Source organism: Paenibacillus curdlanolyticus YK9 (assembly GCF_000179615.1).
Taxonomy (GTDB): domain Bacteria; phylum Bacillota; class Bacilli; order Paenibacillales; family Paenibacillaceae; genus Paenibacillus_T; species Paenibacillus_T curdlanolyticus.
The window spans coordinates 63,038-86,317 of sequence record NZ_AEDD01000002.1 but is presented as its reverse complement, the minus strand read 5'-3'; the positions used below and the strand labels follow the sequence as shown (position 1 = coordinate 86,317).

21 protein-coding genes are annotated in these 23,280 nt (G+C 52.2%); 1 reads left to right on the top strand and 20 read right to left on the bottom strand.

The genetic code is table 11. The annotated features are described in order from the left end of the window. Positions 1 to 36: 36 nt before the first annotated feature. The 4 genes from PAECUDRAFT_RS03775 to PAECUDRAFT_RS03760 all read right to left on the bottom strand — a co-directional run bounded on the left by PAECUDRAFT_RS03775 (position 37) and on the right by PAECUDRAFT_RS03760 (position 2,272). Positions 37 to 540, bottom strand: a complete 504-nt coding sequence (locus PAECUDRAFT_RS03775; protein WP_006036776.1) for a hypothetical protein — start codon at positions 538 to 540, stop codon at positions 37 to 39. 26 nt (positions 541 to 566) lie between these two features. Continuing rightward, entirely contained in the window at positions 567 to 1,559 is a 993-nt protein-coding gene (locus tag PAECUDRAFT_RS03770; protein ID WP_006036775.1) for an aldo/keto reductase, read from the bottom strand. An 84-nt stretch (positions 1,560 to 1,643) separates the two neighbouring features. Next, positions 1,644 to 1,841: a DUF896 domain-containing protein gene (locus PAECUDRAFT_RS03765; RefSeq protein ID WP_006036774.1), complete on the bottom strand. Its 198-nt coding sequence runs from the start codon at positions 1,839 to 1,841 to the stop codon at positions 1,644 to 1,646. 152 nt (positions 1,842 to 1,993) lie between these two features. After that, positions 1,994 to 2,272 (bottom strand): LysM peptidoglycan-binding domain-containing protein, encoded by a 279-nt coding sequence (locus tag PAECUDRAFT_RS03760; protein ID WP_006036773.1) that lies wholly within the window; start codon positions 2,270 to 2,272, stop codon positions 1,994 to 1,996. Positions 2,273 to 2,545: 273 nt separating this feature from the next. Between PAECUDRAFT_RS03760 and lexA the strand changes: the two genes are divergently transcribed. Next, a complete protein-coding gene (lexA, locus tag PAECUDRAFT_RS03755; protein ID WP_040711592.1) occupies positions 2,546 to 3,169 on the top strand; it encodes a transcriptional repressor LexA in 624 nt (207 codons plus the stop codon). Between the two features lie 146 nt (positions 3,170 to 3,315). On the opposite strand, the gene glnA is transcribed toward lexA, so the two are convergent. The 16 genes from glnA to PAECUDRAFT_RS03675 form a co-directional block, all read right to left on the bottom strand. Then, the gene (gene glnA, locus PAECUDRAFT_RS03750; RefSeq protein ID WP_006036771.1) at positions 3,316 to 4,644 is read right to left on the bottom strand and encodes a type I glutamate--ammonia ligase; all 1,329 of its coding nucleotides are present in this window, start codon (positions 4,642 to 4,644) and stop codon (positions 3,316 to 3,318) included. Between the two features lie 88 nt (positions 4,645 to 4,732). Further along, the gene (locus PAECUDRAFT_RS03745) at positions 4,733 to 5,143 is read right to left on the bottom strand and encodes a MerR family transcriptional regulator (RefSeq protein WP_006036770.1); all 411 of its coding nucleotides are present in this window, start codon (positions 5,141 to 5,143) and stop codon (positions 4,733 to 4,735) included. A gap of 62 nt (positions 5,144 to 5,205) precedes the next feature. Continuing rightward, the gene (locus PAECUDRAFT_RS03740; protein WP_006036769.1) at positions 5,206 to 6,489 is read right to left on the bottom strand and encodes a methionine gamma-lyase family protein; all 1,284 of its coding nucleotides are present in this window, start codon (positions 6,487 to 6,489) and stop codon (positions 5,206 to 5,208) included. 18 nt (positions 6,490 to 6,507) lie between these two features. Next, on the bottom strand, positions 6,508 to 7,797 hold the full coding sequence (hflX, locus tag PAECUDRAFT_RS03735) for a GTPase HflX (protein ID WP_006036768.1): 1,290 nt from the start codon (positions 7,795 to 7,797) through the stop codon (positions 6,508 to 6,510). Positions 7,798 to 7,833: 36 nt separating this feature from the next. After that, positions 7,834 to 8,910, bottom strand: coding sequence for an AAA family ATPase (locus PAECUDRAFT_RS03730; protein WP_006036767.1), 1,077 nt, complete (start codon positions 8,908 to 8,910; stop codon positions 7,834 to 7,836). A gap of 77 nt (positions 8,911 to 8,987) precedes the next feature. Beyond that, positions 8,988 to 9,680, bottom strand: coding sequence for a YdcF family protein (locus tag PAECUDRAFT_RS03725; RefSeq protein ID WP_006036766.1), 693 nt, complete (start codon positions 9,678 to 9,680; stop codon positions 8,988 to 8,990). 11 nt (positions 9,681 to 9,691) lie between these two features. Then, on the bottom strand, positions 9,692 to 10,249 hold the full coding sequence (locus tag PAECUDRAFT_RS03720) for a DUF402 domain-containing protein (RefSeq protein WP_006036765.1): 558 nt from the start codon (positions 10,247 to 10,249) through the stop codon (positions 9,692 to 9,694). Between the two features lie 213 nt (positions 10,250 to 10,462). Next, entirely contained in the window at positions 10,463 to 11,104 is a 642-nt protein-coding gene (locus tag PAECUDRAFT_RS03715) for a peptidylprolyl isomerase (RefSeq protein ID WP_006036764.1), read from the bottom strand. Between the two features lie 74 nt (positions 11,105 to 11,178). Beyond that, positions 11,179 to 13,857, bottom strand: coding sequence for a transglycosylase domain-containing protein (locus tag PAECUDRAFT_RS03710; protein WP_006036763.1), 2,679 nt, complete (start codon positions 13,855 to 13,857; stop codon positions 11,179 to 11,181). Between the two features lie 157 nt (positions 13,858 to 14,014). Beyond that, positions 14,015 to 14,254, bottom strand: a complete 240-nt coding sequence (gene hfq / locus PAECUDRAFT_RS03705; RefSeq protein ID WP_006036762.1) for an RNA chaperone Hfq — start codon at positions 14,252 to 14,254, stop codon at positions 14,015 to 14,017. Further along, positions 14,251 to 15,267, bottom strand: coding sequence for a tRNA (adenosine(37)-N6)-dimethylallyltransferase MiaA (gene miaA, locus PAECUDRAFT_RS03700; protein WP_050794277.1), 1,017 nt, complete (start codon positions 15,265 to 15,267; stop codon positions 14,251 to 14,253). Before miaA ends, hfq begins: the two co-directional genes overlap by 4 nt. A gap of 16 nt (positions 15,268 to 15,283) precedes the next feature. Next, positions 15,284 to 16,078, bottom strand: coding sequence for a class I SAM-dependent methyltransferase (locus tag PAECUDRAFT_RS03695; protein ID WP_006036760.1), 795 nt, complete (start codon positions 16,076 to 16,078; stop codon positions 15,284 to 15,286). Further along, positions 16,075 to 18,129, bottom strand: coding sequence for a DNA mismatch repair endonuclease MutL (gene mutL, locus PAECUDRAFT_RS03690; protein ID WP_006036759.1), 2,055 nt, complete (start codon positions 18,127 to 18,129; stop codon positions 16,075 to 16,077). Before mutL ends, PAECUDRAFT_RS03695 begins: the two co-directional genes overlap by 4 nt. Before the next feature lie 56 nt (positions 18,130 to 18,185). Then, complete coding sequence (mutS, locus tag PAECUDRAFT_RS03685) at positions 18,186 to 20,915, bottom strand: DNA mismatch repair protein MutS (RefSeq protein WP_006036758.1); 2,730 nt, start codon at positions 20,913 to 20,915, stop codon at positions 18,186 to 18,188. Positions 20,916 to 21,024: 109 nt separating this feature from the next. Further along, entirely contained in the window at positions 21,025 to 22,557 is a 1,533-nt protein-coding gene (locus PAECUDRAFT_RS03680) for a putative amidoligase domain-containing protein (protein ID WP_006036757.1), read from the bottom strand. Between the two features lie 127 nt (positions 22,558 to 22,684). Then, complete coding sequence (locus PAECUDRAFT_RS03675) at positions 22,685 to 23,251, bottom strand: outer spore coat protein CotE (protein WP_006036756.1); 567 nt, start codon at positions 23,249 to 23,251, stop codon at positions 22,685 to 22,687. Between the last annotated feature and the right edge of the window lie 29 nt (positions 23,252 to 23,280).

Below are 23,280 nucleotides of genomic sequence, written 5' to 3'. Positions count from 1 at the left end.
GTGCGTTGATTGCTATCAAAAAAGGTACAGCAACGCTTACTTCACGTTGTACGGCACCTGATTTTGTTGTGCAAAAGATTTGAGTCGTTCGGCCATAAGTGTTGTCGGATAACGATTCGTGATGCGAGCAAACACCCAATTTCCGCCGCGGTGGCGCTCAATGACGATATAGCCATCTTGCACATTAATAGCTTTCATCTCGTCAGCCCTCAACCGCCTGTCGCCCGTAAACTTCCGCGTCTGGACATAGTCCTGCCCTACCTTCAGATATGGCCGGCGAATGAGCATAACAACGGCAAGCAAAATATAGCAGCCAATCGTCACCCAGTACAGATTGCTTTGCGAAGCTTGCGCAGTTCCGTCCAGCAAGGCATAGGCCGCGACGATGAGCAGAAGCAAAATCGGCCCGATAAAGCTTCTGCCTTTATAAATATCTGAGCGCTCTGCATTTGGCACGACCGCTTGTATCCCTTGTTTTTTACGTTGTTTGTTCAGTTGGTTCATGTTGTTTCGAACCTTGCGTTCCCATGAGCGTGACACGAGTGGTGTCCTCCTTCAGATGCGTGCTACTTCAGACCCCGACTAAATTTGTGAATGAATCGATTCGGATACTCAGAAGGCAGCGCGCTTACTTCATCAAGCTTATTCCACGACTCAGCCGACATCTCCCAGCCAATCGCTCCCATGTTGTCTTCGAACTGTTCCAATGTACGCGCCCCGAATATGGGAGAAATGATGCCTTCGCGTTGTATCAGCCAACGCAATGCCACTTGTGCTGTCGTGCGCTCCAATTCCTTGGCTGTTTGTCGCACAGCATCACGAATGGCCAAATTGCGTTCTGTTCCGCGAACAGCCCAAGAGCTCTCTCCGCCGTTCGGATTAGCCAATCGACCTTCCGTCGGCAGCTCATAACCATAACGATCGGTCAAGAAGCCCCCGCCGATTGGTGCCCATGGAATGACGCCGACATTTTCTTCAACACAAAGCTCAAGCAGCTCACGGTCCATCTCGCGGCTGACTAAGCTGTATTGCTGTTGTATTGCGACAAAGCGGACATAACGCTTCGCTTCACTTACCGCCAGCGACTTCATCAGATGCCATGCAAAAAAATTCGAGCAGCCGATATAACGGACCTTGCCGGACGTAACAAGATCATCGAGCGCTCGCAGCGTCTCTTCAATAGGCGTTGCTTTGTCCCATGTATGTACTTGATACAGGTCTATATAATCTGTACCGAGGCGCTTAAGGCTTGCTTCAACGCCATCCAGTATATGCTTACGGGATAAGCCTGCACCGTTCACATGGGATGCAGTAGGGAATCGGACTTTCGTAGCAAGGATGACTTCGGATCGTTTCGCTTGAATCGCTTTACCAACGATCTCTTCCGATCGTCCGCTCACATAAACGTCTGCTGTATCCAGAAAATTGCCGCCCGCATCGAGAAACTGGTCAATCATTCGATTGGATTGCTGCTCATCCGTCGTATTGCCGAATGTCATCGTGCCTAAGCACAGTTCTGATACAGCTAGTCCGCTTTGTCCGAGTAATCGATATTGCATAAATTCCCCTCCTCAAGGTATCCATGATCTCTCATCATCATACCTTATTTAGCCAATCCCGTTAAGCATAATATTCAGATCGGATTAATGTTTAATTGGAGGCGCGCCATCGTCGCCTTCGCCTTCCCATTTAATGCTGTCCAGCTGGTTTTTAAAGTTTCCTTTGAATACTTCCAAATATTTGCGGCGAAGCTGTGCGCGTTCTTCTGTCTCCGCTTCCGTCAAACCAACCGTTTTATGTTTACGAGACAATTCGTTAATCCTCGCAATTAGCTCTTCCATCTCCGTATTCTCCTCTCTATATACACCTCATGCGATATCCCTTCCTACTTTGACATTATCAACATTAGGTTGTCAAGGAGGACGAGACGAGAAAGAGGCCATCCCCCTCTACGGGACAGCCTCTTCTCACACTTCAATATATGCAATCATAATCAATTCGGAATGATGAGCATTTGCCCTGACTGCAGCTGTTCCGAATCCAAGCCGTTCCTAACCTTAATCTCATATACCATTTCACGAATGTCGCCATCATGTCCAGTCGCTGCAGAGGCGATCTGCCACAGCGTATCGCCAGGAGCTACGTAAACGACAGATTCGCCCTCCATTGGCGCAACAGGCTGTTCGCTTGACGCTTCCGTCATAACAAGAAGCGCGCCACAGAACAGAATAATAGCAAAGGCTAGTGCAAATCCCCATTTCAAAATGGACATCCAAGTCCCTTTCTGATCAACGGTACGCTCCTGAACCCGGCTCGACCTATTATAAGAAGTTGAAGAAATTCCGCTACTAATGTACATTTATCAGCACCCCAAACGTTTGTTCTTGTATGACCATAATATACCACGAACATCTGTTTGGGTCAAGCGTAATTCGGAACGTTTGTTCCTATTAATTTACGAACGAGTGTGCCCTCGAACTTATGTTTGTACGAACTCCGGTTCTGTGCTATAATTTGCTATAATCTTATCTTTGGAGTGATGATGGTGTCGAAGCTTTCCAACCGCCAACAGGCGATTCTTGAATTTATCAAGAACGAAGTTCGGGATAAAGGATATCCGCCTTCCGTACGCGAGATCGGTGAAGCGGTCGGACTAGCCTCCAGCTCTACTGTACACGGTCACTTAGACCGGCTGGAGAAGAAAGGCTTTATTCGTCGAGATCCTACGAAACCAAGAGCAATTGAAATATTAGACGACGATGCGGATACGGATTCCTCGTTCGCAATGTCATTTGCTAAAGTGCCGATTGTCGGCAAAGTAACAGCAGGCGTGCCGATCACTGCCACCGAGAATATTGAAGACTTCTTCCCGCTTCCTTCCCATATGGTTGGCGATCATGACGTATTCATCCTTAGCGTCATGGGTGAAAGTATGATTGAAGCAGGCATCCATGACGGCGACTATGTCATCGTTCGTCAACAACCAACGGCTTCGAACGGAGATATCGTCGTAGCGATGACCGAGGAAGACGAAGCAACCGTCAAAACCTTCTATAAAGAAAAGGACCATGTTCGTTTACAGCCTCAGAACCCAACAATGGAACCGATTCTTCTTAAGAACGTGACCATTCTAGGAAAAGTGATTGGATTATTCCGCGACATTCACTGATCCTCGTCATCTAATAGCTTAAACGACTTGCAGCCCCAGATCGGCAATGTGCCGATCTGGGGCTATTTCATGAATCAGCAGCTGCAATTAGTTCCCAACGAAACAACCCCCTCGACGTCTAGTCGAGGGGGTTGCCATCTTACATTTTAGTACAGCGTCAAATATTGATCGCGTTCCCATTGGTGAACTTGCGTGCGATACATATCCCACTCAATTTCTTTCAGTTCATAGAAGTGAGCCAGCGCATGCTCGCCGAGTGCATCGCATACAACGTCGCTGCGCAGCATTTCTTGCAGTGCTTCTGCAAGGTCGACTGGCAAGCTAGGAATGCCTTCCTCAACGCGCTCTTCTTCACTCATGATGTAGATGTTGCGGTCAACCGGAGCCGGCAGCGTCATTTTGTTTTTGATGCCATCCAAACCTGCCTTCAACATCACAGCGAGTGCAAGGTATGGGTTCGCTGCTGGATCCGGATTCCGAGCTTCAATGCGTGTGCTTAGGCCACGGGAAGCTGGAATACGAATCATTGGGCTGCGGTTGCTCGCCGACCATGCAACGTAGCACGGTGCTTCATAACCCGGAACAAGACGCTTGTACGAATTGACCGTAGGGTTTGTAATCGCAGCGAACGCACGTGCATGACGCAGGATGCCTGCCATATAATAACGAGCTGTTTGGCTCAAGCCGAGCTTATCACTCTCGTCATAGAACGCGTTCACGTCGCCTTGGAACAACGATTGGTGACAGTGCATGCCGGAACCGTTTACGCCGAACAAAGGCTTAGGCATGAACGATGCATGAAGGCCATGCTGTCTAGCAACGGTTTTCACGACGAGCTTAAACGTTTGAATTTGGTCAGCGGCTTTAATCGCATCCGCATATTTGAAGTCAATTTCATGCTGGCCAGGTGCAACCTCGTGGTGAGAAGCTTCGATTTCGAAGCCCATCTCTTCGAGCGTCAGAACGATTTCGCGACGGCAGTTCTCGCCAAGGTCCATCGGGGCAAGGTCAAAATATCCGCCTTGGTCATTCAACTCCGTTGTCGGATTGCCCTTCTCGTCCGTCTTGAACAAGAAAAATTCAGGCTCTGGACCAACGTTCATCGCTGTATAGCCCATTTCCTCCGCTTCTTGCAACGCGCGTTTCAAAATACCGCGCGGGTCGCCAGCGAACGGCGTGCCATCCGGCATATAGATATCGCAAATGAGACGTGCGACGCGATCTTCCGTTACCCATGGGAATACGACCCACGTGTCGAGATCAGGGTACAGGTACATATCGGATTCTTCAATCCGAACATAACCTTCGATCGACGATCCGTCGAACATCATTTTGTTATCGAGTGCTTTCTCCAGCTGGCTAACCGGGATTTCGACGTTCTTAATCGTGCCGAGCAGATCGGTGAACTGCAAACGGATAAATCTGACGTTCTCTTCTTTCGTAATACGCAGGATGTCCTCTTTTGTGTAGCTCACGAGATCATCTCCTTCAACGAATAATAATGGTTATAGGTAAGTCAGTGGTACGCATATGCAGTAGGCTTTTCCCAAAATGAGAGCGCTTTTAATGCTTGTTGTAGAATCGGGATAGCTGGCCTTGAATCATTGAAGCTTTGCCTGGACGCTTTTCCAGCAGCTGCTGCTTCAACAAACGATGTAGCTGAGCATCTGATAATTCGCGTCGTTTGACTTCTGATTGTTCGCTCATGACCGTCGCTTCTTCAGATTCCATGTTCAGTGGGTTCATAACTTGCTTGATACCGGCAATGTTGACGCCCTTCTCGATTAACGATTTGATCTCCAGCAGACGTTCTACGTCGTTAAACGAGAACAATCGCTGATTGCCCGCGGTACGAGCTGGCACGATCAACTCATGTTGCTCATAATAGCGAATTTGACGTGCGGTCAAGTCCGTGAGCTTCATGACGATCCCAATCGGGAACAGCGCCATATTTCTCCGTATTTCGTCACCCATTTTCGCATCAACCTTCCAGTAGCCGTGTTATGTTTTTATTGTAACGTTGCTAACATGACACGTCAAGTTGTGGAAGGGTTTATGTGCAATATTCCGCGCTCCGCCATCTGGCTTAACGCTGTGAGTATACCATATTTCACATGCGCATACGTGAGCCCGCCCTGCATATAAGCAATGTACGGTTCTCGTATCGGGGCATCGGCCGACAGCTCGAGGCTTCCCCCTTGAATGAACGTGCCAGCAGCCATAATAACGGGATGCTCATAGCCTGGCATATCCCATGGCTCGGGTACGACATGCGCATCGACAGCGGAAGATTTCTGGATACCCTGCACGAATGCGATCAGATGCTCCCTACTTCCGAATCGAATCGCTTGAATCAAGTCTGTTCGCGGCTCATGCCAAGCAGGTTTCGTTTCGAATCCGAGCATTTCAAACAGCGCAGCAGCCAACACAGACCCGCGCAATGCTTGTCCTACGATATGCGGCGCCAAATATAGCCCTTGGTACATGCCGCGCAATGTACCAAGCATCGCTCCGACTTCTCCCCCAATCCCTGGCGCTGTCAGACGATATGCAGCAGACTCAACAAGCGAGGCTTTGCCAGCAATATAACCGCCGGTCGCCGCAATGCCGCCGCCCGGGTTTTTGATAAGCGAACCTGCCATTAGATCCACGCCCACTTGCGTCGGTTCGGTTAGCTCTGTAAATTCGCCATAGCAGTTATCAACAAATACAATGACATCCGGTTTAATTGCCTTTAGCCGTTGGACCATCTCTTCAATCTGTGCGACCGTAAAGGACGAACGCCAATCATATCCCCGTGAGCGTTGAATGCCGACCACTTTGGTGCTGGCAGTCATGCGTTGTGCTACAGTATTCCAATCCACTGTTCCGTCCTGCAGCAGCTCTACCTCGCCATAGCCGATTCCCCAATCTTGCAAGGAGCCTGTTCCGTCCCCAGGTTTGCCGATTACTTTATGTAAGGTATCGTACGGTCTGCCCGTGACGTACAGAAGCTCATCGCCAGGCCGAAGCACGCCAAATAAAGCGGTTCCGATCGTATGCGTGCCCGAGACAAAATGCGGGCGTACGAGTGCAGCCTCCGCTCCGAAAACGTCTGCATATACGAGATCCAGCACTTCGCGTCCGCGATCGTTATAGCCGTAGCCCGTCGAACCATTAAAGTGAAAATCGCTTACCTTATGTTTCTGAAACGCTTGAATGACTTTCCATTGATTGCGCTCCGCCGTCTTGTCCAGCAGCGCAAAAGAAGCGGAAACGCGCCGTTCGGCCGCCTCCGCCCAACTCTCCAAGTTTGCCCACACGTTTGACTCTTGATGCATGATAACGCCAACTCTCCCTTATTCCGTAACCATATATGGTTCTAACGTTTTGATATGCTTTTCAAAATCGGCTTTATTTAGTTCAACCGTTAACAGCAGCTGCTCTTCCTCTACTTCTTGGGACTGTACCTCTCCCGTTCGATACACAAGCGCAATCAAATCTCCGCGATCCGCCGGCACGGCAAAGGTGCGCGTATCGCCTGTCAAATGATCCTGAATCGCCTGGCGAAGCCGGTCCAGATCAGAACGATCATATGCGCTGATGACCATCGAACCGCCGCCGTTAGGCAGCAGCTCCCGCTCCTCGGATGGACACAAATCTCTCTTGTTATAAACCGTAAGCGTCGGCTTCCCAGCAGCACCGAGCTGATCCAGCACTTCATCCACTACACGCATCTGATCCGCCCTCGTTGGCGAAGAGCTGTCCACGACATGCAGCACCAAATCCGCCTCACACACTTCTTCAAGCGTTGCACGAAAAGCAGCAACCAAATCATGCGGCAAGTTTTGAATAAACCCAACCGTATCGGTCAATACAATTTCTTTGCCGCTTGGCAGCTCCAGCAGACGGGAGGTTGGATCAAGTGTGGCAAATAACTGATTTTCTACGTACACTTCGGCATCGGTCATCTCGCGAAGCAGCGTCGATTTGCCAGCGTTCGTATAGCCAACCAATGCAACCTGCACGACGCCAGCCTTCTTACGGCGTTCGCGGTGAAGCTTGCGGTGGCGTACCACTTCTTCCAGCACACCCTTCAAATCCGATATTCGATCCCGGATATGGCGTCTGTCGGTTTCAAGCTTCGACTCACCCGGGCCACGCGTACCGATACCGCCACCCAACCGTGATAAGTTTTTGCCATGTCCAGACAACCGAGGCAGCAAGTAGCTCAACTGCGCCAATTCGACTTGGATAATCCCCTCTCGCGTCTTGGCACGCTGCGCGAAAATATCAAGAATAAGCTGCGTCCGATCGATAATTTTGAGATCCAGCGCCTCTTCCAGGTTACGCACCTGGGCGCCCGACAGCTCTTGATCAAATATCGCCGTAGTCGCTCCTAATTCCTCTGCAATAACGCGAAGCTCCTCGACCTTCCCTTTGCCAATAAACCATCGGCTATCTTTCGCTTCCTTGTTTTGCGTCATTGTAGCCAGTACTTCAACGCCAGCAGTTTCCGCGAGGTTTGCTAGCTCATCAAGCGAATGCTCGGGATTCATGCCGCCCCGTTTATCATCAGGCGTCACCAAACTAACCAGGATTGCACATTCAGCCAAGCCATGTTCTACATCGTGAGTAATGTTCCGCATCGTATGACGGTGCACTCCTTCCAAACCTGTTTACGCTTAAGTATATCCATTCTCGCGCCTGCCACCGCTGGTCGATTGCATTTCCAGCTTGACATCCTCTGGTCGGATTGCCATTAGCTCCTGCTTGCCGGGCGAGCTGTTCGCATACTGCGACAGCAATCGGACGGCTTGATGGCGAATCGACTTCTCGATCATATTACGTACATAGCGGGCGTTGCTGAACGAGAATACCGACATATGCTTTTCTTGCATCAGATGCTGGCGCATTTTGAATACGGTTTGCGGCAGCAAGGAATAATCCCGATCTCTGGCCATTAGTTCCGCAATTTGAATCAATTGATCGACCGTATAGTCCGGGAAATCAATCTGAATCGGAAAGCGAGACGGAAGCCCCGGGTTCGTCATGAGAAAATGCTCAATCTCCGCCGGATAGCCCGCTAAGATGAGCACGAATTGATTACGCATGTCTTCCATCGCTTTAACAAGCGTGTCGATCGCTTCCTTGCCGAAATCCTTCTCGCCGCCGCGCGCGAGGCTATACGCTTCATCGACGAACAGCACGCCTCCGACCGCTTTTCGCACGAGATCACGCGTTTTTTGCGCGGTATGGCCGATATATTCACCGACCAGATCAGCCCGCTCAACTTCGATAAGATGTCCTTTAGACAATACGCCCATCTTCTGAAGCAGCTTAGCAACGATCCGCGCAATCGTCGTTTTCCCCGTCCCAGGATTGCCTTTAAAAATCATGTGATACACATGAGCGCCGCCATTAAGCCCCGCTTCTGAGCGCATCTGGGCGATTTGCAGCATTGCATATATTTCATATACAAGCGATTTGACATTATCCAAGCCGACCATAACATCGAGTTCCTTCTGGATGTCGGCATAATGGTCCCCTGGAGGCAGCGGTTTGACGGCTGCAAGCGGCTCTTGATCAGCTATATGCGCAGCAGCGCCGCTCGAGCTCGAATCATGACTGCGAAGCACTACGTTGATTTGGCGGGATGGCCGAGTGCCGCTCTTCGCCCCAGACGCGATTTGGTCGTTCATTCGCTCGATCACCTGTCCCTTCGATCCCGTCGCTGCTAACAGCTGGCCTTGCATGGACATGCGCGGGCCTGCTATCGCTATATACAGCTTATTCCGGCATTCGGGCAAAAAGTATGGTTTTGATCGAGCACCTTGCTCTAATGATTAAAATACGCAATCTCCGGCACTTTCAATTTCCAGCCGAATCGCAGCGCAATCGCATCCGCTTTCCATTTGGTATACGCTAGCACTTCTCGCGATTGATTATATTTGATCTTCAGCACTTTGGACTTGAATGACGCCATAATAGGCTTATTGAATCCCACATACCGGGCTATTTCAGCTGCACGGGACGAGTGATAATCATGAGTGACGATGAGGACCTGCTTCATGCCGCCACGATCCGTTATTTGCTTGCTGAATAATAGATTCTCATAAGTGCTGGTCGCTTTATTCTCGATTAGCAATTTGTCATTCGGGATTCCACGCGCAGTCAAATAACGACGCATCCCTTCCGCTTCGGTTATCGTCGATCCGTTACCGTCTAAGCCGCCGGTTAGAATCAGCTTGTCCGCCTTGCCAAGCTTGTATAGACCAAACGCGTAATCCAGACGCTCCTTCAGCCCTGGGCTAGGCTTGTCGCTCCATAATGCTGCACCAAGCACGATTATTACATCCGCCTTAGGCAGCGAGCGCGGCAGGGGCCTCTTCACATCATTGATAAGCCAAAGTAAATAGCCGCACCAAAGGACGCCCAGTACGATCATCCAGGCGACGATTCGAAACAGCAAGAGCAGCGGCGAACGCTTTCGGCGTCGTCGAGCACCGCTGCCCATCTTTGATTTGTTCATCACAGCGCTCCTCATGATTCGCTAAGTTCTCCAGAACGCTCGGTTAAGCTTTTCCGATGCTTAAGGCTGAGCGTAAAGTAACGGAAGCGGCCATTGCGGATAGCAGATAACAGCCTTCCAGCTGTCTTGCGAGCCATTGCAGCATCCTTGCCCGTTACATCTCCTTGCCTGATTGCATCCTCCAGCTCGTCTTCATCGAGCAGGAATACTTCGCCGGTTGGCAAAACGACGATATCCAAATACAAATCGTCAAACCACGGGACCTGCTGGTCCGTCATCCCTTGCGTTTTACAAATATCGATGTACCATTGAACAACGCGCCCTTTGTCATCAAACATCGTCGTCACAACAAAATGCTCGCCGCGCGGAAAATGCTGCATCCACAAGTATCCGCGGTCTGCGAGGCAGTGCCGCCTTCCGTTATACTCTTTCCATAGCGGCTCCCGAAGCTCATGAATCCGATAAAAAGTGACGAGTCCTCGGAACTCGTCTCCGTCCATGGCAAGACACATATAGCTCTTACGCAAAATACGCCGCCAGTTAGCCCGGTCCGAAAATTTTCGTTTCATGCGGAACGTACCTTTCCGTTAAGATGCGAAAAAAGCCGCCAACCTTATGGCAAGCCCTTCCATTCCAACACGTCGCTTCCAACATTTTACCTTAAAAAAAGCTTACCACAATCTAGGTTCCATCACCAGCGTACGCTCAAAATAAACCAAGCTTTGTTGTCCATATGCAAAAGGAGGAGCGCATGAACGCCCCTCCCCTCACCTGTATGCCTATTATTTCTCTTTAATATCAATGCTGTCGATCGTAATTTTATCTTTCGGCTTGGAGTTTTCATAACCGTCTTCGATTACAGGCGACTTCGCGATTGCCGTTACCGTATCCATGCCTGCTGTCACTTGTCCAAATATGGTGTAGTTAGGCTGCAGATTCAAGTTTGCGCATTCCGGGCCTGTACAAATAAAGAACTGGCTTCCGCCCGAATCCGGCGATCCCGTATTGGCCATCGCTACAGTGCCTACATCATATTTGTGATCCGAACCGAGTTCATCGGGAATATTGTACCCTGGACCTCCGGATCCGCTACCGGTAGGATCACCGGTCTGGATCATGAAGCTTTCGATAATCCGATGGAAGATGACTCCGTCGTAAAACTTCTGCTTTGCCAAATAAATAAAATTGTTAACCGTAGTCGGCGCATCGCTCGCATACAGATCAATCGTAAAGTCGCCTTTGCTCGTATGAAACTCGGCGCTGTACGTCTTGTTCGGATCGATCTCCATCTCAGGCATCTTGTTCAGCTGCTTTACGCCCGCATTGGCATTCTTGCTGCCGCAGCCCGCTATGGCTAATGCCAACAGCAGAATCGACAGCAGCAGAACGCCCTTGTGTAAATGCTTGCCAGATAGCTTCTTCATTCGGTATACCTCGCCTCTCCAGTCATTCAGACTTGTATAATCAGCCGGAACCGGAACAGTCGAGCGCATTGCAGTTAAGGAGTTGTAACGACCGTATCCGGCACGAGCGGCGTAACAGCATCATCGTTGCTATTCGTCACTGGCGTATTGCCCCCGGATGTGCCGCCATTGCCTGCGTCAGTACCAGTACCCGCCGAACCTTCGTTTATTTCGCCGTTGGTTTCGCCCGCGGTTCCTCCTTGCTCGCTGTTAGTGCCGTTTCCTGCATTGTTACCATTGGTGCCTGAATTGCTGTTATTGCCATTGCTGCCTTGCCCATTGCCGCCACTGCTTCCGTTTCCTTGCCCATTGTTACCGTTGTTGTTGCCATTGTTATTTCCATTGCCGTTACCGTTGTTGCCGCCATTGTCCGGGTTCTGCGAACCGTCTGTATCTGTTCCACCGTTTTCTTCGCCCGGGTTCGGTTCGATTGGCGTAACAGGCAATTCAGGCTCCGTCGGTTCCAATTCTTCTGGCGGTACGACAAGGGCAACCGCTGCCGATGGCGTGCTCTCCGTGTCTGTAGTCGCATCATAAGCAGTCACATAATACTGGTACGACAACCCCGGCGATACGCCCATATCCTCAGCGGAAGTACCGGATGCTACATCCAGCAGGCGTGTAAAATCAGCTTCGCTTGCCTCTTTCCGATAAAGGCGATACACGATGTTCTCGCCCGCAACAGGCTGCCAGATCAATTTTGCCGTATGCGTGTTGGCATCATATTGCGCAGAAAAGCCGGATACTTGATTGAGCTCCTCTTTTGGCGGTTCAGGCTGTTCCTGCTCTACTTTGTGGAAGCTATCCCGAGGTACATCCTTCATCGCTTCGGACATGATTTTGCCGAATAAGGCTGCCGCTTGCCCACTGCTCTTCTTAAGCAAATGATCCTTATCCGTCTTATCGTAACCCATCCAGACGGCTGCTGTCCATTCAGGCGTATAGCCAACGAACCAAACATCGCGATTGGCGCTTGATTTGAGCCCTTTGACGCCATGCTGCGTCGTCCCTGTCTTGCCTGCAACCGGACGATCAAGCCGCGCTTTAGTTCCGGTGCCGCCCTGTTCCGTAACGCCTGACATAATTTCAGTGAGACCGGAAGCTGTCGACTCTTTAATGAGCTGCTTCGCCTTCGGAGCGCGATACGTGTAGACAGGATCATCATTTTTGTTGTCGATGCTCGTGACGGAATGCGGATCTACGCTCTTCCCTTCATTTGCAAAAACGCTATACGCGGTTGCCATTTGTTTCGGCGATACCCCATTGGTCAATCCGCCCAATGCAATGGCTAGATTGCGGTCCTGATCGCTCAGCTCGAACCCGAGCTTCTTCGCAAAATCGAGACCTTTGCTCACGCCAATCTGATTCAACAGCCATACAGCTGGCAGGTTGCGAGATTCCTTGATCGCTTGCTTCATGCTGACAGCGCCAATATATTTCACTTTATTGGAATCCGTCGGACAATAGTTGCCGAAGCACTGCTTATCGTCGCGCAACGTCGAACTTGGCGTAAACTCTCCTGATTCAAGCGCCGGACCATAAGAGGAGATCGGCTTGAAGGACGACCCTGGCTGCCTTGCTTTCGTGACGCGGTTCCACGTATTGTTCTCGTAATCCCGGCCGCCGGCGATCGCTTGGATCTCGCCATTGCGGTGATCCAGAATCATCATGGAGCCCTGTACTTTTATATCGTCAACGCTCGCTTCAAAGTTATCATCATCTGCAAATTCTTTTTCAACCACTTTCTGGGCTACCGGATTCAGCGTCGTATGAATTTTATATCCGCCGATCCGAAGCTCTTCCTCGCTGATTCCGCTCTTATCGACCGCTTCGTCGATAATATAATCTACGAATGCAGGATACAGCTGCGGGTTCGCCTGCTTGTTCATCATCGATGGCTTATAGTCCACTGCAGCCGCTTCGTCCTTCTCGGCCTGCGTAATATATCCTTGATCGAACATTAGCTTAAGCACAACGCCGCGGCGAGTTTTCGAAGCTTCCGGGTCATTAACCGGATTGTACCGGTTAGGCGCCTTCGGCATCCCTGCCAACGTCGCCATTTGCCAAATTTTCAAATCCTTCGGCTCGACCCCAAAATAATATTCAGAAGCCTGCTTAATGCCGTACATGCCTTTACCGAAATAAATACGGTTCAAATACATCTCAAGGATTTCGTCCTTGGTCTTATTGTTTTCAAGCGCAATCGCAATTGATGCTTCTGTCGCTTTGCGGAAGAATGTCTTGTCTGCTGACAAGAATATATTTTTCGCCAATTGCTGCGTAATCGTACTGCCGCCCTCAACCTTGCTTCTTGCGACGACGTCTTTTACAACCGCGCGGCCGATCGAGAAGAAATCGATACCCGAATGCTGATAAAACCGTTGGTCCTCCGTCGCAATAAACGCATTTTGCAGCGTCTTCGGAATATCGGTAAGGCTGATGTTCTCGCGCGCTTCATTCACGTTGTATAACGATGCAATCTCGTTATTATTCTTATCGTAAACATGCGACGCTTCGGGAAGAATCAGCTTTTCTTGATTTGCAGTCAGGATGCGCTCGCCGTTCAGAATAATAAATAAATAACCGATTATTCCGCATACGACAGCTAGTGCAGCTGTAAAGAACAAAATCAAAAACACTTTCTTCGATGATAGCCGCCGTTTTTTCCCTGGCTTCTTGGTTTTGCTTTGCCTACTTCGTGGTTGTTCCGTCATGGTGACGACTCCCTCCTATACAAATCTTTATCTATGCGTATCATTACCCGCAAATGAAAAGAACAACCCACTCTAAGAGCGGGTTGTTCATTCATGCCGCTATTCAGATAGACGAATTGGTCCGGATGAAGGTTTCATCTTGCGTGAACAGCTTCTATTAATGATCGTTGGAGTGATCCTGCATTAGTGAAACATTACGTTGTGGGGTAAACGTCGAGATCGCATGCTTGTAGACCATTTGTTGACGGCCTTCGCTATCGATGACGATCGTGAAATTATCGAACGCTTTGATGACGCCGCGAATCTGAAAGCCGTTCGTTAAATAGACCGTTACCGGGACGCTGTCCTTGCGCAGCTGGTTCAAAAACGTATCCTGAATGTTAATGGTTTTGTTCATTGGCCGTTACCCCCGTCTAAAAAAGATTGATTAGAAATATATTCAATTCGTACCCCGAACTTTCCTGCTATTATATCATGAACTGCCGTTATTTTGTTGTGAAAATTTTCATCCGACTCTACCCATACGATATCCTTCATATGACGGAACCACGACAGCTGGCGCTTGGCAAACCGCCTCGTATCGCGTTTCAGCAGTTCGACCGATTCCGACAGCGAGCATTCCCCTGCCAGATAAGGCAAAAACTCTTTATAGCCGAGGCCTTGCATCGAAACGGCGTCATGGGCGATGCCCGTTTCAATAATACGCGTTGCTTCAGCTTCAAGCCCCTGCTCCATCATCAAGTCGATACGAGCGTTAATGCGCTCATAAAGCTTTTGGCGATCCATATGCAACCCGATGATGCAAAGGTCATAAGGGGAGGTTTTGGTCTGACGCCCTAGCTGTTCGGACATTTTCTCGCCCGTCAGCCGAAAAATCTCCATCGCGCGAATAATTCGTCTGCGATCGTTCGGATGCAGCCGTTCAGCGGATACGGGATCGACCTCATCTAGCTTCGCATGGAGCGCTTCAGCGCCATAGTCGTCAGCGAATTGTTCAAGTTCGGCACGATAGGCAGGATCTGAGCCGCTCTCCGCAAACTCGAATCCATAACAGACCGACTCTACGTACAATCCTGTTCCGCCTACGATGAAAGGAAGCTTGCCGCGCGCCGTAATTTCCAAAATGAGCCGCTGGCATTCCGCCTGAAAATCAGCAGTGGAATACGGCTCGTCCGGCTCGCGAATGTCGATCAAATGATGGACGATCCCTTGCCGCTCATCGGGCATGATCTTTGCTGTTCCGATATCCATGCCGCGATACACCTGCATGGAGTCACCGGATATGATTTCGCAATTATAAGCCTTCGCGATATCAAGGCTTAATTGCGTTTTGCCAACCGCAGTAGGACCAATCAGCACAAGCAGCTTGGGCTTGCCCGCGCTTTTAACATCATGATTGTCCTGTTCGATGCGTGATGCGGCGGCGTTATTGTCCTGCGTCAACTCGAATCACTCCGTACGTAATTTTCGATGTTTTCTTTGTCTTGCAGCGCGTAAAGCCAAGCCGCTCGAACTCCGTGCAATCCTTCTGCTCCTTCAGCATGACGCATTTGCGTGCAACTCGTTTGGCTTGCTCCACAGCTTCACAAGATAAGGGATTGTAGTTCGCTAGAGCGCGAAGCGGACCAATCGCGCTCGATTCTTCGATCGCTTCTTGAAACATCGGATCAAAGTAGACGATATCTACGCTGTTATCCGGCAATGAAGACAAATATTCCGTGTGATTCGCGAGCTTCATCGCAATGCGCCGCATGGCCTCATTCGCTTCGGGAACGCCAGATTCGTAGCTCTGCAAACCTTCTCGAATGACGGTATACAGAACGGGCTCGCTCTCGAGCGCAGTGACAGAGCCCTGCGAGCCGACAGCAACCGAGAAAACAAGCGAATCCGCGCACATCCCCGCCGTACAATCCACAACGGAATCTCCTGGCTCGCAGCCGGACAGTTCAATTAAAGGGTCCGGCTCTCCGCGCAGCAATCGCTTTACGCGCACGAATGCCATGCTCGGATGGTAGTAAAGCGGCTGTTCGGACGTTGCCCCTTCGTAGAAACGAACCTCATTCTCCAATACGACTAACAGACGGCTTTCCTTGTTATCATCGATTAGCTGGCTCAACGTACGCCCCCGGCGAAGCAAAAACCGACCCGACAGCTCCTCTGCCAGCGCCCTCGCCTTCGCCAAAGACGTCTCTGATGGCTTGGCAGCCGTCGTAACGATCATGACATCACCCGTTTGAACATTTTTTCCAATTGGTAGGACGAAATATGCACGACGATCGGCCGTCCGTGCGGACAGGTGTAAGGCTGCCCGCATGCGCCAAGCCGATCCAGCAAAGCTTCGCCTTCTTCTCGCGTTAGACGCTGATTAGCTTTAATGGACGCTTTGCAAGAGCACATGATCGCCGTTTTTTCACGCAGCTTCTGGATATCGACGTTTCGCTTCTCTTGCAGCACCCATTCAATCATCTCTTCGATGATCGATTGCTCATCACCGGCTGGAAGCCATTCGGGATGCGCGCGCACGAGGAACGTGTTCGCGCCGAACGATTCGAGCTCCAAGCCGACCTCTGCGAGTAACTCGAGTTTATCATGAAGCTGTGCCGCTTCTCCAGCGGTCAGCTCCAGCGTAATAGGCACGAGCAGCTGCTGCGAGGCTTGCTGCGGCCTGCCAAACTTTTCTACGTAATATTCATAATGAATCCGTTCATGGGCAGCATGCTGATCGATCATATACAGCCCATCCTCGCTCTGCGCAATCAGGTAAGTCCCATGCAGCTGCCCAATCCATGAAAGCTCTGGAAACGGCGGCGTCTCCGGGTCACGCTCAACAGCAATCCTTGGCGGCAGCCCCGTTGATGCTCGCTGCTCCGATGCTGGCTGCGCCTGTTGTTCGGCTGGCGCTGGCGCATAAAAATCCGCGTCATCCATAGATGGTTCGCGCACAGCGTTCACTCGCTCATCAGCAGCTGGCGGTATGGCATAAAGCCGCTCTGTTGCATCCGGAGGAATACTCTCTCGCACGACATTCCTGCCTGGCACGCCAGTCGGCCAAGCCGAAGCATAGCTGCCTGATCCTGTACGCGGAGCAGCGCCAACGCTCGAACTGCTGCCGCTTGAGGCTGCCTTGCTTTGGGCTCCAAATCCGGCAAAGCTGCTTGCTGTTTCCCCTCCTCGAGCGGATGCAGGAAAGCTCGGCTCCGGGCGATGGAATGCAATTCGCTCCTGCACATACACAGGCTTCGAGCGCTCCTGGTCACCGCTTGCCGCCGGTTCCGGTATATATCGGTCGCGTCCCAACGTCTTTTTCACCGATTGCTCGATCAGTTCTCGGAGCTCCGTCTCTTTGCTGAACCGGACTTCCATCTTGGATGGATGAACATTCACGTCCAGCAAGGAGGGATGCATCGCAATCTCAAGCGTTACGAGCGGGAAGCGGTTAATCGGGAGCAAGGTATGATACCCCTGCAGCAGCGCTTGATTGACCAAAAAGCTGCGAATATATCGACCGTTCACGATAACCGTTATTGCATTGCGATTCGCGCGGGTCAGCTCAGGCTTCGAGACATATCCGGTCAAAACGTAATCCGGCGTTTCGCCCTCGACCGGCAGCATTGCCTTAGCCGTACTAGTGCCATATACAGCGGCAATTACCTGCAAGCGATCGCCTGTACCAGGCGTCCGCAGCAATTCGTTGCCGTTATGCTTCAACGAGAATGCAATGCCCGGATGCGCGAGCGCGATCCGATTCACATAATCGCTTATATGGCCAAGCTCCGTCTGAATCGACTTCATATACTTTAAACGCGCGGGCGTGTTGTAAAACAGGTCCCTAACGCTCATTTCCGTGCCTTGAGGAGCGCTGACTGGTCCTGATTGCTGGACGGTGCCGCCCTCAATGACCAACTGCTTGCCAAGTCCATCCTTCGTCGGGGAAGAAATGCATGTCACGCGCGATACAGCCGCAATACTCGGCAGCGCTTCGCCGCGAAAACCGAGGCTGGCTATGCGAAATAAATCCGCGCTGGACAGCAGCTTGCTCGTCGCATGCCGCTGGAATGCCGTTTCGATCTCGTCAGGCTCGATGCCTGCGCCGTTGTCGATGACTCGGATTAAGTTCAGCCCGCCTTCCTCAATCGTGAGGTCAATCGTCGTCGCCCCTGCATCCACTGCATTTTCGACTAGCTCCTTAACGACTGAAGCGGGACGCTCGACAACTTCGCCGGCTGCAATTTGGTTAGCCAGCTGTTCATCCAACACACGTATGTTTCCCATTACCGGACTCCTCCTCGCCCTGCCTACGGTTCAATCAAATGCGCTATCCGTTTTCCCTATACGTCAGTAAGCTTCATCTTCATCTCATTCAGCCATTGCAGCGCCTGCATCGGCGTCATATTCAACACGTCGAGCTTACGCAATCGCTCAGAGACAAGTTCAGCCTTCGGCGAAAGCTTCCGCTTTTGCGATTCCTGCTGCTCGACAAGCGCAGCCTTCACTGCAGGCGGTTCATCGCCGAATATCGAAAGCTGCACGATTGGGCCGTTGATCGGCTGTGCGACATCAGCCTCGACAGCTTTAGCGGATGAAATGCCCCCATCTTCTGCTGCTGGCGAACCGTCGTAAGCTGCGGCTGTTTCCTGCAGCGCAGCTTGTCCTGCCTGCGTTTCTGCACTTGCATCTTCCTCCAGCAACGAATAGGCTCTGCCAATGATGGAATCCGGCAGACCTGCAAGCCTTGCGCAATAGACGCCGTAGCTCGAGCTTGCTGCCCCAGGCACCAATTTCCGCAGGAACGTTACATTATCGCCGTCCTCGCGGACAGCCATGCATGCATTGGACAAGGAAGAGAGCGACTGCTCCAAATGCGATAATTCGTGAAAATGGGTGGAAACGAGCGCTTTGCAGCCGATTTCATCATGGACATATTCGATAACAGCTTGCGCGATTGCCATCCCTTCGTTCGTCGAGGTTCCCCGTCCCAGTTCATCAATGATGACCAGGCTTCGGTTGGACGCTTTCTCCGTCATGACTTGAATATCTTTCATCTCAACCATGAACGTGCTTTGCCCGCCGACAAGATCGTCCGCCGCGCCAATTCGGGTGAAAATCCGGTCTACAAGCGGCAGCGTTGCCGACTTCGCCGGTACGAAGCTGCCGATTTGCGCCATGACGCATAGTAAGGCAGCTTGTCTCATGTACGTGCTCTTCCCTGCCATGTTAGGTCCCGTAATGAGCAGCATGGATTGGCTTTCTTTCGAAAGCTCCGTCCCGTTGGCCATGTACGGAGCGCCGTCCATCACCGCTTCGACGACAGGGTGACGGCCATCCTCAACGAGCATATCGAACCCATCGGTTACTGTCGGACGAACAAACCGTCTCTCAGCGCTAATGGTTGCCAGCGATTGCAGCGCATCGAGCGAAGCAATCCGTTCCGCCAGCTTTTGCAGACGGCTCAGTTGGCCCGCAATCCGGTCACGAAGCTGAACAAACTGCTCGTACTCCAAATCAACCATCTTCTCTTCCGCTTCGAGAATGAGACGTTCCTTCTCCTTCAGCTCCGGCGTTACATAACGTTCGGCATTGGCAAGCGTCTGTTTACGCTCGTACCGGCCTTCAGGCAATCCGGCGATGTTCGCTTTGGACACTTCAAGATAGTAGCCAAACACCTTGTTGTATCCGATCTTCAGCGATTTGATGCCGGTCGCTTCGCGCTCCGACCGCTCGAGCTCTGCAAGCCAGCGTTTGCCATCTGTGCTCGCCTCGCGCAGCCGGTCCAAATAATCGTCCGTTCCAGACCGGATAAGACCGCCCTCGCGTACGGAAACAGGCGGTTCGTCGACGATTACGCGCTCAATCGCATCTGCGAGATCTGTACAATCATCGATTGCTTCAAATAAAGCTTGCAGCGTCCGATCGCCAGAGTCGGCGCATAACGCGACGAGTGCCGGCACGCGGCGAAGCGAAGACTTCAGCGCGTTCAAATCCCGGCCGTTCGCGCTGCCGAAGGCGACGCGGCCTACAAGCCGCTCCAGATCATAAATCTCGCCTAACTCTCGCCGCACATCGTCCCGAAGGATCAAATCGCGGAACAAGGCTTCGACCGCGGAGAGCCGCTCCTCAATCGCTGCAACGCTGAGCAAGGGCTTGTCGATCCAGCGTCGCAGCAGCCTTGCGCCCATTGAGGTTTGCGTGCGGTCAAGCAGCCATAGGAGCGAGCCCTTCTTGCTCCGGTCGCGAACCGTTTCCGTCAGCTCAAGGTTGCGGCGCGTGAACGGGTCCAAAATCATATATTGATTCGGCTCATATCGGCGAATCGTCCGCACATGGCCGAACGATCGTTTTTGCGTATCGGCAAGATAGCCGGTAAGCGTCGCGATAACAAGCAGCCGCTCTTGATCAAGCCCTTGCAGCGGCTGCTCGCCAAACTGCTCGACTACGCCAGCAAGCGCCATCGGCTCGCGCGGCGTCAATAGAACCGGGCGCGGCCAGCTTGAAGAATAAGCTTTCAACTGCTCCAGCAGCGCTTCATTGCCAACAATCTCCGCTGGATGATACACATTAATTTCATCGAGCACAGCCTCTACGCCGCCCATCGCGAACGATGTCACATAAAGCTCGCCTGTCGACAGGTCGCAGGCAGCAAAGCCGATGCGTCCTTCTTGCTCTGCAACGCCTACAATGAAGTTGTTAGCTTTGTCAGCGAGCGACTTGGACTCCATTACCGTACCTGGCGTCACGACGCGTACGATTTCGCGGCGCACGACGCCTTTGGCAGCTGAAGGGTCCTCCACTTGCTCGCAGATCGCGACCTTGTAGCCTTTTTCAATCAGACGGGCGATATAGTTCTCAGCAGAATGGTACGGGACGCCGCACATCGGAATCCGTTCCGCTCCGCCGGCTTCCCGCCCGGTTAACGTAATTTCAAGCTCGCGCGATGCGAGCACGGCATCTTCAAAAAACATTTCATAAAAATCGCCGAGACGGAACAGAAGGAACGCATCCTTCGCTTGCTCCTTGATGGACAAATATTGCTGCATCATCGGGGTATAAGTCGGTGCCATGAAGCCCCTCCGTACGAATGAATGAATTTAAACACTATCCTTCATTATAGCACGAAGTAGGAAGGGTCGCATGGCTTGTTGTGAACAGCAGCTATGCCAAGCAACCGAGTCAGTTGGGCGAGCCGACTCGCCATTGGTGCCGGATATCCGCATCCTCGTTCCAAATTGCGCCTCGACGCGCAGCATGCAATAACGGCTCGATCCAGCGCTCATACGTGCCGAATGACGAGCTCGCAGCCAGATCAGCCGCAATCTGGTCTAGCCCGCGGGCAAGGCTTGAACGATCCCCCGCATAAAAGGCGGCTTCGGCTTCTTCATCAAGCACCGGCCGATAAGGCAGCCGCCATGTTTCATGCGCGCACAGCAGCAGCAAGGCGAATGACGCTTTCGCAGCCGCGGGGGATGCGAGCCAACTGGGAAGCGTCCGATATTCGAATCCGCCATGCGGTTGCTGGCGAAAGTCGCCTAATTGGCCATAGCGCGGCCGCCTTGCACGCCCGCGTTCAGGCTCCACCATTGCCATGGGCAGCGCCAGATAATAGTCCAGTTGGCGCAAGAGTCGGCTGGTGAGCGGCACTCCGCTCAAATGGACATGGCCGCCGAGCGCAACGCCAGGCACTGGCATAGCGCCGGCAGCCCATCGAAGCGACCTATCCTTTACTCTCGCGTCAGCTCTCGCCAACTGGCGGCGAATCGAATGGGCCAGCCCGTCTGGCGATGGCGACGGATCTGGCCGCAGTTCGCCGATCGGATACATCAGCCGATTGCGGACCAACAGCGCGTCGGCGCCTGCGCCGCCTGTACGACCCAAGTAGCGGTCAGCCGAAACGATTCGCCCATTCGCGCGCAGCAGAACAAATTCTGGATCTGCGCCGATGAGCAGCTCTCGTGCATGGTCCCGCATCGCAGCATACCCCGCATCAAACGAACGAATAGCAGCCTGCCATTGTCCCGCCAGCACACCATCTCTTCGGCTCGGCTGGCTAATCGCCAGCGCAGCGGTTCGTCCTTCGCCGCTCAGCGCGATGAAAACATCCGCTATATCCAGACCTGCAGCGTACACCGCTCGCACTGCCGTGCGCGCAACCCGGCGCAGCATAGGGTCAGCGGCAAGCAGCTCCTTGATTGGCGAAGCCACTAGTGGCTGTTGGGTGCTGAGCTCGTACGTTCCGCTGCGCTGCATAGCAATCGCTTCGAGATGAAATACCGATACGCGGTATATGCGCCACCCAAGCGCAAGTGCAGCTTGCATCCGCTCTTCGCGCGACATCTCGCGAGCTACTCCATCGACGGAGCCCACCCGCTCGCCAGCTCGATCCGACGGTGGCTCCCACAATAGGCCAGCTCTTCGCCATCGCCGCAGGATGCCGCTCCGTTCCGGCAGCGCGGCTCCACCCGCTCCTAAAGCGTACAGTCTCCATACGCTGCTTGGATGAATCGCATCCTCGGCTGCGGTTGCACCTCCGCCAAGCACAATAATCGCATCCTGCTGCGCATGGAAAGAAGCGGCATTCGCATCGCGACTGCCGCTTCCTTGTACACCTGACTTATCGCCGTAATCCTCTGCTCGAACCAAGGAGCTGCTCCCTGCTCGTTCGTCTTGTATCCAGACATGCGCTGACATCGTGACGCCTTCATGCATGCGGCAACCCTCCCTCGCGCTTCCCATGCCAGAAAGCCCAAAAAACAAAAAGAGGGCTGGCGCCCTCGTATTCGCCGCATGCGGCGCATATCCTATTGTAAACCGCCCCCTGAAGGCGGCTTACGGCTTACACCTCGTCGTCGAGCAGATCCGGGTCCAGATCCTCGTAGTCTCCGTCGTCGCCGAGTCCATACTCGATATCCTTGCCCTCGAGATCATCCACACCGCCAGGAACGCAAGCGACGAACACTTTCGTCTCGGCGACCATCTCTACGGCAAATTCCCGCTCCACCCGAATGACAACGCTCGAACCGCTCGACGAGATGTTAGCCTCGATGCAGTTCGGTTCTTGCGTTGCATCAGCCGACACTTCTTCAGTCGTCGCCCGATGCTTCGGGTCTACATACGAAAGCGGTATGTTCTCCACATAGGATACCGTTTCTTTCGCCACCTCGGTTTGCGAGTTTTTGCTGTAAGAATACCAGATGTTAATATCGTAAGTACCAATGACCTCGATGCCGTCGCCCGAACGAACCGCTTCATACTGGTGGTTGATAATCCACGCGCCGAGGATGCTCGTGGGATTATGAGGCGGTGTTACGGTATGGGTCACTGTGGAAAACTTACGACCTTTGCCGCAGACAGCTTTCGTGATAATCTCTCTGTACTGAAGCTGTTTATCTGCAAATGCCATCGATTATAACCTCCTCCATACAATCATTC

Coding starts and splice junctions, on each gene's coding strand:
- PAECUDRAFT_RS03675 (WP_006036756.1), bottom strand. CDS start 23,251: ATGGCATTTGCAGATAAACAGCTTCAGTACAGAGAGATTATCACGAAA.
- hflX (WP_006036768.1), bottom strand. CDS start 7,797: ATGCGGAACATTACTCACGATGTAGAACATGGCTTGGCTGAATGTGCA.
- PAECUDRAFT_RS03715 (WP_006036764.1), bottom strand. CDS start 11,104: ATGAAGAAGCTATCTGGCAAGCATTTACACAAGGGCGTTCTGCTGCTG.
- PAECUDRAFT_RS03720 (WP_006036765.1), bottom strand. CDS start 10,249: ATGAAACGAAAATTTTCGGACCGGGCTAACTGGCGGCGTATTTTGCGT.
- PAECUDRAFT_RS03725 (WP_006036766.1), bottom strand. CDS start 9,680: ATGAACAAATCAAAGATGGGCAGCGGTGCTCGACGACGCCGAAAGCGT.
- mutS (WP_006036758.1), bottom strand. CDS start 20,915: ATGGCACCGACTTATACCCCGATGATGCAGCAATATTTGTCCATCAAG.
- PAECUDRAFT_RS03740 (WP_006036769.1), bottom strand. CDS start 6,489: ATGCATCAAGAGTCAAACGTGTGGGCAAACTTGGAGAGTTGGGCGGAG.
- PAECUDRAFT_RS03710 (WP_006036763.1), bottom strand. CDS start 13,857: ATGACGGAACAACCACGAAGTAGGCAAAGCAAAACCAAGAAGCCAGGG.
- PAECUDRAFT_RS03765 (WP_006036774.1), bottom strand. CDS start 1,841: ATGGAAGAGCTAATTGCGAGGATTAACGAATTGTCTCGTAAACATAAA.
- hfq (WP_006036762.1), bottom strand. CDS start 14,254: ATGAACAAAACCATTAACATTCAGGATACGTTTTTGAACCAGCTGCGC.
- PAECUDRAFT_RS03680 (WP_006036757.1), bottom strand. CDS start 22,557: ATGCATGAAGGCGTCACGATGTCAGCGCATGTCTGGATACAAGACGAA.
- PAECUDRAFT_RS03760 (WP_006036773.1), bottom strand. CDS start 2,272: ATGTCCATTTTGAAATGGGGATTTGCACTAGCCTTTGCTATTATTCTG.
- PAECUDRAFT_RS03745 (WP_006036770.1), bottom strand. CDS start 5,143: ATGGGTGACGAAATACGGAGAAATATGGCGCTGTTCCCGATTGGGATC.
- PAECUDRAFT_RS03770 (WP_006036775.1), bottom strand. CDS start 1,559: ATGCAATATCGATTACTCGGACAAAGCGGACTAGCTGTATCAGAACTG.
- PAECUDRAFT_RS03695 (WP_006036760.1), bottom strand. CDS start 16,078: ATGATCGTTACGACGGCTGCCAAGCCATCAGAGACGTCTTTGGCGAAG.
- PAECUDRAFT_RS03730 (WP_006036767.1), bottom strand. CDS start 8,910: ATGTCCATGCAAGGCCAGCTGTTAGCAGCGACGGGATCGAAGGGACAG.
- mutL (WP_006036759.1), bottom strand. CDS start 18,129: ATGGGAAACATACGTGTGTTGGATGAACAGCTGGCTAACCAAATTGCA.